The organism is Zobellella taiwanensis, from assembly GCF_003012795.1.
GTDB lineage: Bacteria > Pseudomonadota > Gammaproteobacteria > Enterobacterales > Aeromonadaceae > Oceanimonas > Oceanimonas taiwanensis.
This window is the reverse complement of record NZ_PXYH01000005.1, coordinates 164342-178517: the sequence shown is the minus strand read 5'-3', so window position 1 is coordinate 178517 and position 14176 is coordinate 164342. Positions and strand designations below refer to the sequence as shown.

At 61.9% G+C, this 14176-nt stretch carries 13 protein-coding genes; 6 read left to right on the top strand and 7 right to left on the bottom strand.

Annotation, left to right across the window (positions count from 1 at the left end; all coding sequences use genetic code 11):
• Positions 1–195: 195 nt before the first annotated feature.
• Positions 196–1794 carry an isocitrate lyase gene (locus C7I36_RS05625; RefSeq protein WP_106452744.1) on the bottom strand — a complete coding sequence of 533 codons (1599 nt, stop codon included), beginning with the start codon at positions 1792–1794 and terminating at the stop codon, positions 196–198.
• Between the two features lie 844 nt (positions 1795–2638).
• Here C7I36_RS05625 and ahpC point away from each other — a divergent pair.
• Together ahpC and ahpF are read left to right on the top strand one after the other, a co-directional pair.
• Positions 2639–3205: an alkyl hydroperoxide reductase subunit C gene (ahpC, locus tag C7I36_RS05620; protein ID WP_106452743.1), complete on the top strand. Its 567-nt coding sequence runs from the start codon at positions 2639–2641 to the stop codon at positions 3203–3205.
• A 93-nt stretch (positions 3206–3298) separates the two neighbouring features.
• Positions 3299–4846 carry an alkyl hydroperoxide reductase subunit F gene (gene ahpF, locus C7I36_RS05615; protein WP_106452742.1) on the top strand — a complete coding sequence of 516 codons (1548 nt, stop codon included), beginning with the start codon at positions 3299–3301 and terminating at the stop codon, positions 4844–4846.
• Between the two features lie 57 nt (positions 4847–4903).
• Here ahpF and C7I36_RS05610 read toward each other — a convergent pair whose 3' ends face one another.
• Together C7I36_RS05610 and yejK are read right to left on the bottom strand one after the other, a co-directional pair.
• Positions 4904–5800 carry a hydrogen peroxide-inducible genes activator gene (locus C7I36_RS05610; RefSeq protein WP_106452741.1) on the bottom strand — a complete coding sequence of 299 codons (897 nt, stop codon included), beginning with the start codon at positions 5798–5800 and terminating at the stop codon, positions 4904–4906.
• Between the two features lie 149 nt (positions 5801–5949).
• Positions 5950–6951 (bottom strand): nucleoid-associated protein YejK, encoded by a 1002-nt coding sequence (gene yejK / locus C7I36_RS05605; RefSeq protein ID WP_106452740.1) that lies wholly within the window; start codon positions 6949–6951, stop codon positions 5950–5952.
• 77 nt (positions 6952–7028) lie between these two features.
• Here yejK and C7I36_RS05600 point away from each other — a divergent pair, with 77 nt between their 5' ends.
• The gene (locus C7I36_RS05600; RefSeq protein WP_106452739.1) at positions 7029–7256 is read left to right on the top strand and encodes a YejL family protein; all 228 of its coding nucleotides are present in this window, start codon (positions 7029–7031) and stop codon (positions 7254–7256) included.
• A 31-nt stretch (positions 7257–7287) separates the two neighbouring features.
• Complete coding sequence (locus C7I36_RS05595; RefSeq protein WP_106452738.1) at positions 7288–9138, top strand: DUF3413 domain-containing protein; 1851 nt, start codon at positions 7288–7290, stop codon at positions 9136–9138.
• Positions 9139–9220: 82 nt separating this feature from the next.
• Here C7I36_RS05595 and C7I36_RS05590 read toward each other — a convergent pair whose 3' ends face one another.
• Complete coding sequence (locus C7I36_RS05590; protein ID WP_245880040.1) at positions 9221–9616, bottom strand: NlpC/P60 family protein; 396 nt, start codon at positions 9614–9616, stop codon at positions 9221–9223.
• A 203-nt stretch (positions 9617–9819) separates the two neighbouring features.
• On the opposite strand from C7I36_RS05590, the gene C7I36_RS05585 reads away from it, so the two are divergent.
• Both C7I36_RS05585 and C7I36_RS05580 read left to right on the top strand, forming a co-directional pair.
• Positions 9820–10539, top strand: coding sequence for a 4'-phosphopantetheinyl transferase family protein (locus C7I36_RS05585; protein ID WP_106452737.1), 720 nt, complete (start codon positions 9820–9822; stop codon positions 10537–10539).
• A 13-nt stretch (positions 10540–10552) separates the two neighbouring features.
• The gene (locus C7I36_RS05580) at positions 10553–11389 is read left to right on the top strand and encodes a tetratricopeptide repeat protein (protein ID WP_106452736.1); all 837 of its coding nucleotides are present in this window, start codon (positions 10553–10555) and stop codon (positions 11387–11389) included.
• Positions 11390–11474: 85 nt separating this feature from the next.
• On the opposite strand, the gene C7I36_RS05575 is transcribed toward C7I36_RS05580, so the two are convergent.
• Genes C7I36_RS05575 through C7I36_RS05565 form a run of 3 tightly spaced genes read right to left on the bottom strand, consistent with a single transcriptional unit; the run spans position 11475 to position 14154 of the window.
• Positions 11475–12812, bottom strand: a complete 1338-nt coding sequence (locus C7I36_RS05575; protein WP_106452735.1) for a sodium-dependent transporter — start codon at positions 12810–12812, stop codon at positions 11475–11477.
• Positions 12813–12849: 37 nt separating this feature from the next.
• On the bottom strand, positions 12850–13920 hold the full coding sequence (locus C7I36_RS05570) for an AI-2E family transporter (RefSeq protein ID WP_106452734.1): 1071 nt from the start codon (positions 13918–13920) through the stop codon (positions 12850–12852).
• Between the two features lie 12 nt (positions 13921–13932).
• On the bottom strand, positions 13933–14154 hold the full coding sequence (locus tag C7I36_RS05565) for a sulfurtransferase TusA family protein (protein ID WP_106452733.1): 222 nt from the start codon (positions 14152–14154) through the stop codon (positions 13933–13935).
• Positions 14155–14176 lie beyond the last annotated feature (22 nt).

Sequence of the window (14176 nt, the reverse complement as noted above, 5' to 3'; positions counted from 1 at the left end):
GCTTCCTTCAGACCCCACCGTTGGCCAGTGGCGCCCTTGCCAGTCGGATTGTCTTCCCCTCAGTCGGGGTGACGCCATCTTCTTTCAGATGGCCGGGTTTGCCGGCTTCGCCGGGCAAACAAAAAAAAGGCAGCCCGGAGGCTGCCAAAAACGAGATGGACCTAGTTAGTATTTTTCCGTTGTTTCGGACCCGGGTCAGATATTTTCGAACTGGCCCATGGTGTTGTCCTTGCCGCCGGCCTTCAGCGCCGCCTCGCCGGCGAAGAACTCCTTGTGGTCGTCGCCGATGTTGGAGCCGGCCATGTCCTGGTGCTTGACGGTGGCGATACCCTGGCGAATCTCCTGGCGCTGTACGCCTGCCACATAGGCCAGCATGCCCTCGTCGCCGAAGTAGCCCTTGGCCAGGTTGTCGGTGGACAGGGCCGCGGTGTGGTAGGTCGGCAGGGTGATCAGGTGGTGGAAGATGCCGGCTTCCCGGGCCGCGTCGCGCTGGAAGTTGGCGGTCCACTGGTCGGCCAGGCGGCCCAGTTCGGTGTCGTCGTAGTCGGCGCTCATCAGCCTGGCGCGGTCGTAGCCGGACAGATCCTTGCCTTCGGCGGCCCAGGCGTCGAATACCTGCTGGCGGAAGTTCAGGGTCCAGTTGAAGGACGGGCTGTTGTTGTACACCAGCTTGGCATTGGGCACCACTTCACGGATACGGTCCACCATGCCCTTGATCTGGCCGATATGGGGCTTCTCGGTCTCGATCCACAGCAGGTCGGCGCCGTGCTGCAGGCTGGTGATGCAGTCCAGCACCACCCGGTCCTCGCCGGAACCCGGCTTGAAGCAGAACAGGCCGGAGGCCAGACGCTTGACCTTGAGCAGCTTGCCCTGGGACTTGATCACCACGTCGCCGTTGTCGATGTCGGAGGCACTGTCGATGTAGTCGCCATCGAGGAAGCTGTTGTACAGATCCCCCAGATCCCCCGGCTCGTGGGTCACCGCGATCTGCTTGGTCAGGCCGGCCCCCAGGGAGTCGGTGCGCGCCACTATCACGCCGTCGTCCACCCCCAGTTCCAGGAAGGCCAGGCGTACCGCGTTGATCTTGGCCAGGAAGTCGGCGTGGGGCACCGTCACCTTGCCATCCTGGTGGCCGCACTGCTTCTCGTCGGACACCTGGTTTTCTATCTGGATGCAGCAGGCCCCCGCTTCGATCATCTTCCTGGCCAGCAGGTAGGTCGCCTCGGCGTTACCGAAGCCGGCATCGATGTCGGCGACAATCGGCACCACATGGGTTTCGTGGTTGTCGATCTGGCTCAGAATGTCCTTGGCCTTGGCCTCGTCACCGGCCTTCTGGGCTTCTTCCAGGGCGCGGAACAGGTGGTTCAGCTCCCAGGCGTCGGCCTGGCGCAGGAAGGTGTAGAGCTCCTCGATCAGGGCCGGCACCGAGGTCTTCTCGTGCATGGATTGATCCGGCAGCGGGCCGAACTCGGAGCGCAGGGCCGCCACCATCCAGCCGGACAGGTAGAGGTAGCGCCGCTGGGTGCTGCCGAAATGCTTTTTGATGGAAATCAGCTTCTGCTGGCCGATGAAACCGTGCCAGCAGCCCAGGGACTGAGTGTATTGGGACGAGTCCCTGTCGTAGGCGGCCATGTCTTCGCGCATGATACGGGCGGTGTATTTGGCGATGTCGAGGCCGGTTTTGAAGCGGTTTTGCACCCGCATGCGGGCGGCGTATTCGGGCTTGATGGCCCCCCAGCTCGGATTTTGCTTGATAAGGGTGGCCAGGGTATCGATTTCATTGGCGTATGGCATGGTTCCAGTCCTGTCTTGTTTAAGTTGAGCAACCCGGTTGCGGATGCTTGACACTTCCCTGTCAAACCCGAGGGGCATAAACCGCTCGGCTTGGCAGTCACCTTGTCGTTGTTATCGTTGGCTTTGCAGCTCGTTTCCGCTGGTATGGCCGGTGCCGGGGATGCGGCACCGCCGCCTTTCCCTGCCGCGGCACTGTGTTACGTTGCGGTGCAGTTATTACGTTGCGCAAAAAACGGCGGGAGATCAAGATCCAATTTTACTAAAACACAACATAGCTCACATAACCGGAAACGCTTAACGATGATCAGCAAAGCACTGATTAAAAAGAAAAAATAAAAATAAACCAAAATTTTAAAAGCGACTTCAAATAGCTAAAAAGTAATAAAGTTACGAAAAATTAATACATAAGCAATAAATAATCCCGACCAAACTCCAATGTTTATCTTTTTTCCTGATATCGGCGCGCCAGGCCAGGCAGCGCAAGGGATGAGAGAAAAAAAACAGCTGCGAAAAAGGCCGCCAGAGTATTTTTTGCGGATGCAAAAAAACCGTCCGCCTCAGCCATGGCGTCCGTCCGGTACCCGTGTGTTGTTGTTTTGTCATTTTGAGGGGGTAGCGATGCGCACAAAAAAGGGCTAGCTTATGCAGGCATTCCAAAGCCGGGTGGCGAGGCTCTGCCGGCGCCATCCGAAACTGAGCCTGCCCGGGCGCGTACCTTCAATCAATCGGATTTATCAATCACTGCGATAGAAAATAATGACTTTATTCGATGATTAAGAGCGCCTAGTATGGACAGCGTTCGAGAGAGAAACTCATCCACTCACGGAAATAAAGGAGCTAATTCATGGCCGTTTCCATCAATACCGAAATCAAACCCTTTACCGCCCAGGCTTACCACCAGGGTAAATTCGTGGAAGTGACCGAAGCCGACCTGAAAGGCAAGTGGTCTGTCGTCTTCTTCTACCCGGCCGACTTCACCTTCGTCTGCCCCACCGAGCTGGGCGACCTGGCCGACCACTACGCCGAGCTGCAGAAAATGGGCGTTGAAGTGTACTCCGTGTCCACCGACACCCACTTCACCCACAAGGCCTGGCACGACAGCTCCGAAACCATCGGCAAGATCCAGTACTACATGCTGGGCGACCAGACCGGCACCATCACCAACAACTTCGGTGTCATGCGTGAAGGCCAGGGCCTGGCCGACCGTGCCACCTTCATCATCGACCCCCAGGGCGTGATCCAGGCCATCGAAGTGACCGCCGAAGGCATCGGCCGCGACGCCTCCGACCTGGTTCGCAAGATCAAGGCTGCCCAGTACGTAGCTGCCCACCCGGGTGAAGTCTGCCCCGCCAAGTGGCAGGAAGGCGAAGCCACCCTGGCGCCGTCTCTGGACCTGGTCGGCAAGATCTAACACCGCCAGCCCTACCCCGGCCCGCTGCGATGACATCTCATCCGGTCGGCGGGCCGGGTTTTTTATACCCAAAATTCAGCACAGGACACGACTATGTTAGATGCTAACCTGAAAAAACAACTGGACACCTATCTGCAGAACATCGTCTCTCCGATAGAGATCAGCGTGTCCGGTGATGACAGCCCCAAATCCAAGGAATTGCTGGAACTGGCCACCGAAATCAGTGGGCTTTCCGGCAAGATCAGCCTCAAGGAAGCCGAAGCCGCTCGTACCCCCAGCATGAGCATCGCGCCCGCCGGGCAAACGCCGCGGGTCAGCTTTGCCGGTATCCCCATGGGTCACGAGTTCACCTCACTGGTGCTGGCCCTGCTGCAGGCCGGCGGCCATCCGTCCAAGGCTTCCCCCGAGTTGCTGGAGCAGATCCGCAATCTCGAGGGCGAGTTCCATTTTGAAACCTATATCTCCCTGTCCTGCCAGAACTGCCCGGATGTGGTGCAGGCGCTGAACCTGATGGCGACCCTGAACCCGAACATCAGCCATGTGATGATCGACGGTGCCCTGTTCCAGGACGAGGTCAACGAACGCCAGGTGATGGCCGTGCCCGCCGTCTACCTCAATGGCGAGCATTTTGGCCAGGGCCGCATGAGCCTGGAAGAAATCATCGGCAAGATTGATACCGGCGCCGCCGAGCGCAAGGCCGCCGCCCTCGCCGAAAAAGCCCCCTACGACGTGCTGGTGGTGGGTGGTGGCCCGGCCGGAGCCGCCGCCGCCATTTACGCCGCCCGCAAGGGGATCCGTACCGGCATGGTGGCCGAACGCTTCGGCGGCCAGGTAATGGACACCGTCGGCATCGAAAACTTCATTTCCGTGCCCTACACCGAGGGACCCAAGCTGGCCGCCAGCCTGGAGCAGCACGTCAGGGAATACGGGGTGGACATCATCACCGACCAGCGGGCGGCCGGCATCCACCGCGGGGAGCTTATCGAGCTGCCCCTGGCCAGCGGCGCCACCCTCAAGAGCAAGGCGGTGATCCTGGCCACCGGCGCGCGCTGGCGCGAGCTGAATGTGCCCGGCGAGACCGAGTACCGTACCAGGGGCGTGGCCTACTGCCCACACTGCGACGGCCCCTTCTTCAAAGGGAAAAAAGTGGCCGTGGTCGGCGGCGGCAACTCCGGCATTGAAGCGGCCATCGACCTGGCCGGCATCGTCGAGCACGTCACCGTGCTGGAGTTCGCCGATACCCTGCGTGCCGACGAGGTACTGCAGCGCAAGGCCCGCTCCATGGGCAATATCGACATCATCATGAATGCCCAGACCACCGAAGTGCTGGGCGACGGCAGCAAGGTCACCGGCATGCAGTACACCGACCGGGTCAGTGGCGAATCCAAGCGCCTGGACGTGGCGGGTATCTTCGTGCAGATTGGCCTGGTGCCCAACACCGAGTTCCTGAAAGGTTCGGAAGTGGAACTGACCCGCTTCGGCGAGGTGGTGATCGACGCCAAGGGTGCGACCTCCATGGCCGGGGTGTTCGCCGCCGGCGACGCCACCACTGTGCCCTACAAGCAGATCATCATCTCCATGGGGGCCGGCGCCACCGCCGCCCTCGGCGCCTTCGACCACCTGATCCGCGCCGGCGCCTGAGCCGGCGGTATCGGGACCAACCCGCGGAGTGCCCCACGGCACTCCGCTTTTTTTTGTTTACAGCAGTTCAGCCACCAGATCGCCCAGCCGGTAGAAGGTTTCGACCCGGGTGGCGGTGGGCCGCCATACCAGGCCGATATCCCGGTAGGCCTTGTCCCCCTGGGGTGCCATGGCGAGGATATCGGTGTTGGCAAGAATGCCGGCGTCGATCGCCATCCGCGGCAAAAAGGTCGAGCCCAGCCCGGCCCCCACCATCTGCACCAGGGTGTGCAGGCTGGTCGCGGCGAAGGGGTTGATTTTACGCCTGTCGGTGAGCCGGCAGGCGCTCACCGCGTGCTCGGTGAGGCAGTGCTCCTGCTCCAGCAGAAAAATACTGTGATCCGGCAGGCGGCGATAATCCACCGGCTGGGCAAAGTCCCCTGCCTGTTCCTGGTGCATCACCAGCACAAAGGGATCCTGGCCAATGACCCGCGAGCGCAAGCCCTCGGTGTCGGTGGGCAGGGCCAGCAGCAACAGATCCAGCTCGCCGGATCGCAGCATGGCCAGCAACTGGGATGTGGTATCTTCCCGCAGCAGCAGATCCAGATCCGGATAGCGGTCGCGGCAGGACTGCACCAGCCGGCTCAGCAGGAAAGGCGCTATGGTGGGAATGCAACCGAGCCGGATGGCGCCCTTCATCGCTCCCTTCTGCCCTTCCACCAGTTCCATCAGATCCCGGGTCTGGGCCAGCAGTTCGCGCGCCCTTGCCACCACCTGGCGGCCCAGCGGCGTCATTACGAAGGCCTTGTGGTCACGCTCAATCAGTTCGCCGCCAAGCAGGCCTTCCAGGTTCTGCAGGCCGGAGCTCAGGGTAGACTGGCTGACGAAGCAGGCCTTGGCGGCACGGTTGAAATTCTGGTGCTCGTCGAGCGCCACCAGGTAGGTCAGTTGTTTCAGGCTGGGCCAACGACTCATTGAAAAACTCGATTGGGGTTATCTGTTTAATTCGGTTCAACAAAGCTAACACAGTCGCTAGACTGGCCGCCATCGAGATGTTCCCTTTCCTGTTCCAAGTATGCCTACTTGCTACAGTCCAGGGGCGGCAGGACGCCGCCCCGCCCTTTTCACTCCCGGCCCCGCAACTGTGCCTTGAGATTGGGTGGCGTCCCCCTTATCACCAGGGTGTCGGTCTCCGCGTCGTACTGGATGCGCTCGCCCAACAGCGCCTGCTCAAAGCTGATGGTCAGGCCGCCGCCGGAGCCCACGTATTTGGTCAGCCCCTTGAGCGCGGATCTGTCCACCGGGAAGCGTTCTTCCAGCTGGTATTCCTCGCTGACGAACTGGTAGAAATCCAGGTCGTCGTCGGTGCCCAGCTCCGCCGACAGCTCGCGCAGCTCCAGCTCTTCCCCTTCCTTGAGCTGCTCGCGGCAATACCGGCTGACCAGCGCCTTGCTTTCCTGCTTCTCTTCGGGGCTGAGCTGGCGCGCCTGACAGTATTCGTCCACCGCCTTCAGCAGCCCCTGGCTTTGGGCCTTGGGATCCATGCCTTCCACGCAGGACAGGAAATTCAGGAAGAAGTCGGACACCTTGCGCCCGGCCCGGCCCTTGATGAAGGAAAAGTAGCGGCGCGATTCGGGCCGGCTCTGCAGCTCGGTCAGGTCCAGGCGGGCGGCCAGCTGCATCCGGCCCAAATCCAGGTAGCTGGCCTGGCTGACCTCCAGCTTGTCGGTCACGGTGACGCTGTCCTTGTTGTCGAGCAGCGCGATCAGCAGGTAGTCGGCGCCGAGCCAGCGGTAACGCACGAACAGCAGCACCCCCTGCTCGTCCATGCCCAGGCGCTTGAGTTCCGCCAGCAGCCGTTCGGCCGCCAGGTGGGAAAAGGCGGCAAAAGTCAGGCTCTGATCCTCCACCCGCCGCACCAAATCCCGGAAACCGTCCTGGTCTTCCTCATTGAAATAGCCGAACACCTTGCCTGCCTTGGTGTTGTAAACATGATGCAACTCGCCCATCAGCCGGTTGACCGCGGGCCCGGTGGCCAGTTCCTGCTCCCGCAGCGCCAGCCGGGGCTCTCCCTGCTCGTCGCAAAACAGGGAGTGCACTATGATGTGTTCGATATCCAAGCTCATAACAGATTGCCATAGAGTTGCCAGAAGGGGTGGGGTATTATAGTCGCCCTGTTACTAAGTTACATGATTGAACGCCCATGCCTATCCTTTCCAAGTACGACAAACAATTCGACCAGCTGCTGAGCGAGCTGGAAGCGGTGATGGACAAACATCAGGCACCGGCGGATCTGCGCTTGATGGTACTGGGCAACCTGGCCACCCATGTAATCAACCACCAGGTGGCGCCGGGCCAGCGCCAGGCCATTGCCGACAAGTTCGCCAAGGTGCTGACCGGCTCCGTCGACACCCGCAACGGCGCGCACTGAGCGCCCTTTCGCCCGCATCAAGCCCGCTGCCATGGTCGAGACCGGCAACCTCTATCGCGATAATGTTTCCCGCCTGATCGGCTGGGGACACTGGTTTGTGTTCTTCAATATCCTGCTGGCCATGGCGGTGTCGAGCCGCTATCTGCTTGGCTCCGGCTGGCCGGACAGCAGCCTGGGCCTGGCCTACATGCTGGTGAGCTGGGTCGGCCATTTCGCCTTCCTGACCTTCTTTACCTATTTGCTGACCCTGTTTCCGCTGACTTTCCTGTTGCCCAGGCTCAGGGCGGTGCAGTTTCTCGGGGCAGGGATTGCCACCGGCGCCCTGACCCTGCTGCTGGTGGACACCCAGGTGTTCAGCCTGTTCAAGTTCCACCTCAACCCGGCGGTCTGGCGGCTGCTGCTGGACCAGGCCCAGGCGGAAGACGCCTCGGGCTGGGGCTGGCTGTTCGTCTGGGTGCCGCTGTTGTTCCTGTTCGAACTCTGGCTCGGCGGCTGGTTGTGGCGCTGGAGCCAGCGCCGGCGGCGCTCCCTCACCCTGCCCCTGGCGCTCCCCCTGCTGGTCTGCTTTTTTCTGACCCACAGCGTCCATATCTGGGCCGATGCCACCCTGTATACGCCGATCACCAACCAGAAGGCCAACTTCCCCCTGTCCTACCCGATGACCGCCAAGAGCTTCCTTATCAAACAGGGCTGGCTGGACGAGGATGAATACCGGCGCTTGTCGGCCAGCACCGCCGAGCAGCCCCAGCGCCGGCTCAATTATCCGTTGCGGCCGTTGTCGGTGCAGCCGCCGGAGCTGGCGCCCAATATTCTGCTGGTAGTGGCGGATGGCCTGCGCGCCGACCAGCTCGATGCCATCACCATGCCCAACCTGAGCCGCTTTGCCGACCGCCACCTGCGCTTTGACAATCATCTGAGCGCCGGCAACCGCCCGGCACCGGCGCTGTTCAGCCTGTTCTACAGCCTGCCCGCCCACTACCGGCGGGACGCCGAGCAGGAAGGCATGGCGCCGGTACTGATCGACGAGCTGCAACGCCAGGATTACCGCTTGGGCCTGTTCGCCAGCGGCGGCACCGACAGTGCCCTGTACCGGGATGCCATCTTCTCCACCCTGCGCAACCCGGGCATGGCGCCGGCACCGGCGGGAGCCGCCGGGGATCGCCTGGCCTTCGGCCGCTTTGCCGACTGGCTGGCACAGGCCCCGGACGACAGGCCCTGGTTTTCCTTCGTCTACCTGGATGCGCTCAACGCCCTGGAACTGCCGCCGGGACAGTCCGGCCCCTTCCAGCCGTCCCTGCAACAAATCAACCCGACCCGGCCCTATCACAGCGAGCAGCGCGAGGCCCTGTTCAACCGCTACCGCAACGCCGTCTTTTATACCGACCAGTTGCTGGGCGAACTGCTGGCCCTGGTCCGCTCCACGCCACGGGACACCATAGTAGTGGTCACTTCGGGCCATGGCGTCGAATTCAACGACAACGGCAACAATACCTGGGGTTTCGGCAGCGCCTACTCGCCTCAGCAGCTGCGCGTCCCGCTGGTGATCGGCTGGCCGGGACGGGAGGCCGCCCGTTACCGGCATCCCACCAGCCAGCTTGACCTGGCCCCGACCCTGCTGCAACAGGCGCTGGGAGTACGAACCCCACTACGCAGCTTCGGCACCGGTCAGTCATTGTTCGATGCCCGGGAGCAGCGCTGGCGGCTGGCCTCGGACGAAGAGGAATACGCTATCTACCTGGGTAACGACATTACCCTGTTCAACCGTCGGGGAGACCTGCAGCTGCTGAGTGCACAGGACTACCGCTCGCGGGCCGATGCCAGCCCCGAGCTGTCGCTGATGTTACAGGTGATGAACGAGCTGAACCGCTTCCAGGGAAAGTGACGGGGACTGGGGACTGGGGACTGGGGACTGGGGACTGGCAGCATTATCGCTGCCTTCCATCCCCGGCCACCTATCTTCTTTTTCAGATGTCGTCGAGCAGACGGCGGGCCTGCCAGTAGCGGCTGCGCCAGTACACATTGTCGAGGCGGGAAATGGTCACCCCGACACTGGACGAAGCGTGGGCAAACTTGCCGTCTCCCACGTAGACACCATTGTGCTGAGTGCCGTTGCCGATGCGGAAAAAGACCAGATCGCCCGGCTGCAACTCGTCACGGCCGATTTCACGCCCCAGGTGGACCTGCTCGTAGGTGCTGCGGGGCAGCTCCATGCCGAACACTTCCTGATACATGGTACGCGTAAAGGCGGAACAATCGATGCCGTCCTCGCCAACCCCGCCAAAGCGGTAGGGAACGCCACGCCAGCGCTGGTAAACCTGATGCAGGTTGCTGACGGTGGACAGGGAACGCTTGGGTTTCATCGGGCCGGTGCTGATACTGTAAGTCAGGGAAGAAGACGGTTTTTTACCAGCCATCTTTTTGCCTGACTCGATTCCGGTGCTGCTGCAACCGGCAATCAGCAACAAGCTGCTAAAGAGAATGACCTTTTTCATCCGAATAATGGCTACCAGCAATGGATTTGAAAGATACTAGAGCAGATCCTTGGTACTTTGCAAAAGAGAATATGAGTAAAAACAATGATATCGTCGTCGAGTTACTGATTTGTGACGGCAGCGGCATAAAATTACCGCAACATGCTCAAAAAACACTCTCTCTGGCGGAGCGCCAGCGCCTGGAAGCCATGGCCCACCCTCGGCAGGCCAGCCTGTTTCTGCTTGGCCGTTTTCTGTTGCGCCACTGGCTGGGCCGGCGGCTGGAGCAGGATCCCGCCGGGATCGACATCCGGATCGATGCCGGCGGTAAACCGGCGCCGGCGGATCCGGACTGGCATTTCAGCATCAGCCACAGCGGCGACTGGCTGGCCCTGGCCCTGGCACGAGGTGCAGAGATCGGCCTGGATCTGGAATGCCGCCAACTGGATCCCCCCCGGATCCAGCGTCTGGCCCGGCGTTACTTCAGCCGCGCCGAACAGCACTGGCTGGCCCAAAGCCCCGACCCGGCCCAGGACTTCCTGCGCCTTTGGACCGTCAAGGAAGCGGTGCTCAAGGCCGAGGGCGGCGGTATTGCCAACAACCTGCAACGGGTCCGCTGGCGGCCGGGCGATACCCGGGCCCGGCTGGAGCACAGCACCTACCGGCTCTATCCCTTTGCTCCCGCCCCGGCCCGGCTGACCCTGGCGGTGGCCGGCTCGCCGGCCGGCCGGCCCCGTCTGTGCCGGGCCGAGGATTTGTATGCCGGCCTTGAAATTACCGGGCCTCAGCCCAACTTATCCATAAACCCTTAATGAGACGCCGTTTATGATTGTTGATATCACTGTACAGAATTTCCAGCAGGCGCTGATCCAGGCTTCCATGAGCAAAACGGTGGTGATTTATTTCCACGCCGACCAGATCCCCGAATGCCAGACCGTCGGCCCCCTGGTCGAGCGCCTGGTCGGTGCCGACAGCAATCACCTCGACCTGGCCCGGGTGGACGTGGCCGATCCCCAGTTGCAGAGCCTGGCGGTCCAGCTCGGGCTGCAGGCCCTGCCGGCTCTGGTGGCCTTCAAGGACGGTCAGCCGGTGGATATCCTCGAAGGTCCCCAGGACGAAGCTGCCGTCAGGGCCTTCCTCCAGCCCTATCAGCCGAACGAGGCGGACCTGCTGCTGGAGCAGGCCAAGCAAACCCTAGGGCAGGATCCCCAGGCCGCCTACAGCCTGCTGCAACAGGCCCGCGCCCTGGACGACACCCCGGCCATCCGCCTGTATCTGGCGGAAGCGGCCCTGGCCCTGAACAAGCTGGAAGAAACCAAACAACTGCTGGCCACCATCGGCATGGCCGACCAGGACAGCCAGTACCAGCACATACTGGCGCGACTTGAGCTGGCGGAAGAAGCCGCCGACAGTCCCGAACTGCGCGAGCTGGAGCAGAAACTGGCCGAAGATCCGGACAACATGGCACTGAAAGAGGAACTGGCGGTACTCTTCTTCCAGGCCGGACGCCAGGAAGAGGCGCTGCAACTGCTGATCGAGGTGCTGCAAAAGGATCTGGCCTTCGGCGAGGCCAAAAAACATTTCCTCGACATGCTGACCACCATGGGCGCCGATCCGGTCGCTTCCCGCTACCGCCGCAAGCTTTACAGCATGCTCTACTGACCTCCGGGGACTGGGGGCTGGGGCAAAAATCCCCAATCCCCAATCCCCAATCCCCAATCCCCAATCCCTAATCCCTAAGGCTGCCTCACCAGCTGGCACCGATCACCAGCAGTACCAGCAACGGACACACCAGCCGCACATACCAGGGCCAGATCCGCCAGAACAGGCTGGAGGCAAGCGCCGGCGAACCCTGCACCAGTTCCTCGAACAGTTTGGCCCGCCCCCACATCCAGCCGCCCAGCAGGCAAAAGCCCAGGCCCACCAGGGGCTGGATGTTCTGGGTAGAAAGCCTTATCACAAACCCGAACAGGGTGCCGAAATTCAGGCAGATGACCACGCTGAACAGTGCCAGGACGCTACCCAGCAGCCAGGTCATCCGTGGCCTGGAAGCCTGGAAACGCTCGGTGGCATAGGATACCGGCACCTCCAGCATGGAAATGGATGACGTCAGGGCGGCGATGCCCATCAGCACGAAAAACACCAGCGCCATCACCAGGCCAACGGGTCCCATGGTATCGAACAGGGCCGGCAGTACCACAAACACCAGGGTGTCGGCACTCAGCAGGCTGCCGTCTTCGGCGTAGATGGTAACCCCGTTGTTCATGGCCACGAACATGGCCGGCAGTATCACCAAGCCGGCCAGGAAGGCCACGCCGGTGTCGATCAGCGTCACCTGGAAGGCCGTGTTGGGGATGCTCTCCTGCTTGCTCAGGTAGGAGCCGTACATCAGCATGGAACAACCGCCGATGGTGAGCGAAAAGAAGGCCTGGCCCATGGCACTGATCAGCAGATCCGGATCCATCACCTTGCCGAAATCAGGCACCAGATAATGGCGCAGCCCCGCCATGGCGCCGTCCTGGGTAAGGATGTAAAAGAACAGCAGCAGGAACAACACGAACAACGCCGGCATCAGCCGGGCCGACCAGCGCTCTATGCCTTTGCGTACCCCGGCCTGCACCACCAGTATGGTGAGCAGGTAGAACACCAGGGTCCAGACGATATTGCGGCCCAGACCAAAGGCCTGCAGCCAGGCGGTGGCCGCATCCCAGCCCAGCATACGGGTCAGGCTGGCGGCCAGGAAGGCCAGCAGCCAGCCGGCGACGATGGCATAAAACGACAACACCAGGCTCGGCACCAGCATGCCCGCATAGCCCACCAGGGAAGCCATGGTCTGCTGGCCGCGGCCGCGACCCAGCTTGCGCACCGAATCCACCGGGTTGGCCTGGCCAAAACGGCCTATGGCCACTTCCATCACCAGCATGGGGAAGGCCAGCGCCAGCACCAGCACCAGGTAGGCGATGAGGAAGGCGCCACCGCCGTTGCTCGCCGCCTGGGTGGGGAAGCCCCAGATATTGCCCAGCCCGACCGCTGCCCCGGCGGCGGCCATGATAAACCCGAAGCGGGAGCCGAAATGTTCTCTCACTGTCTGTTCCTTAACGTCTGTGCATGCAAGTGGAAAGTCAGGCCTGGCCGGCCGGCATATCGTCGTGGTGGGGCCAGGCGTTGATCACCGCCTTGACCAGGGTGGCCAGGGGAATGGCGAAAAACACCCCCCAGAATCCCCAGAGTCCGCCAAACACCAGCACTGCCACTATGATGGCGATGGGGTGCAGGTTGACTGCTTCGGAAAACAGGATGGGTACCAGCACGTTGCCGTCCAGCGCCTGGATGATGGCGTAGGCGACGATTACGTAGAAAAAGGGCGGGGTGAAGCCCCACTGGAACAGGGCCACCATGGCCACCGGCACGGTGGCGGCGGCGGCACCGATATAGGGGATCAGCACCGAAAAACCGACCAGCACCGCCAGCAACAGGGCGTAGTTGAGCCCGAGCAGGATAAAGGTGATGTAGCTGACGCCGCCGACAATGAGGATCTCGATCACCTTGCCGCGCACATAGTTGGCGATTTGGCCGTTCATCTCCAGCCACACCCGCGACACCAGCTCCCGATTGCGGGGCAGGAAACGGCTCATGCCGTCCAGCAGGTGGCGCTTGTCCTTGAGCATGAAAAACACCAGCACCGACACCAGAATGAGATAGACCAGCAGCACAGCGGCGTTGGTCAGCGAGCTGATGGACACGCCCAGCACCGCTTCCGCCGATCCCAGCAGCCGGCTGCGCAGATCGTCGAGCACACTCTGCACCAGGGTCACGTCCACCAGCTCAGGATATTGCTCGGGCAGGGTCAGCAGCGCCTCCTGGGTACGGTTGATCATGGTCGGCACCTCCCGCGCCAGGTTGGCGGTCTGCACCAGAAAGGAGGGCACTATGCTCACCAAGGACAACACCAGCAGCAGCGCGAACAACAGCAGCACCACGCCGGCGGCCAGCCCCCGGCCCAGCCCTAGCCGCTCCATCCGGCTGACCGGCCATTCCAGCAGGTAAGCCACCACGATGGCGGCGAAAAAGGGCGCCAGAATATGGCCCATGAAATAGACCACCACAAAGCCGAACAGCAGCAGCAGGAACAGGGCCACCGCCCCCGGATCGGAAAACCGTTGTCGGTACCAGTGCTTGAGGACATCCAGCATGAAGCGCTTTCCTTATGGGTGTTTGGTGATGATGAGTTCCAGCCGGTCGGGATGGTCGGCCACCACCTCGACGCTCTGGCCGGCCCGCTCAAGGTAGCCGGGCAGGTCCTGGCGGGAGCCGGGATCGGACAGTCGCAGCCACAGTTGCTGGCCCGTCCGGGCCGCCTTGAGCCAGAGCTTTACCCGCAACAGTGGCAAGGGGCAGCGCAGGGCGCTGGCGTCCAGCCTGTCCATTCGTCATCCTGCCAAAAAGAAA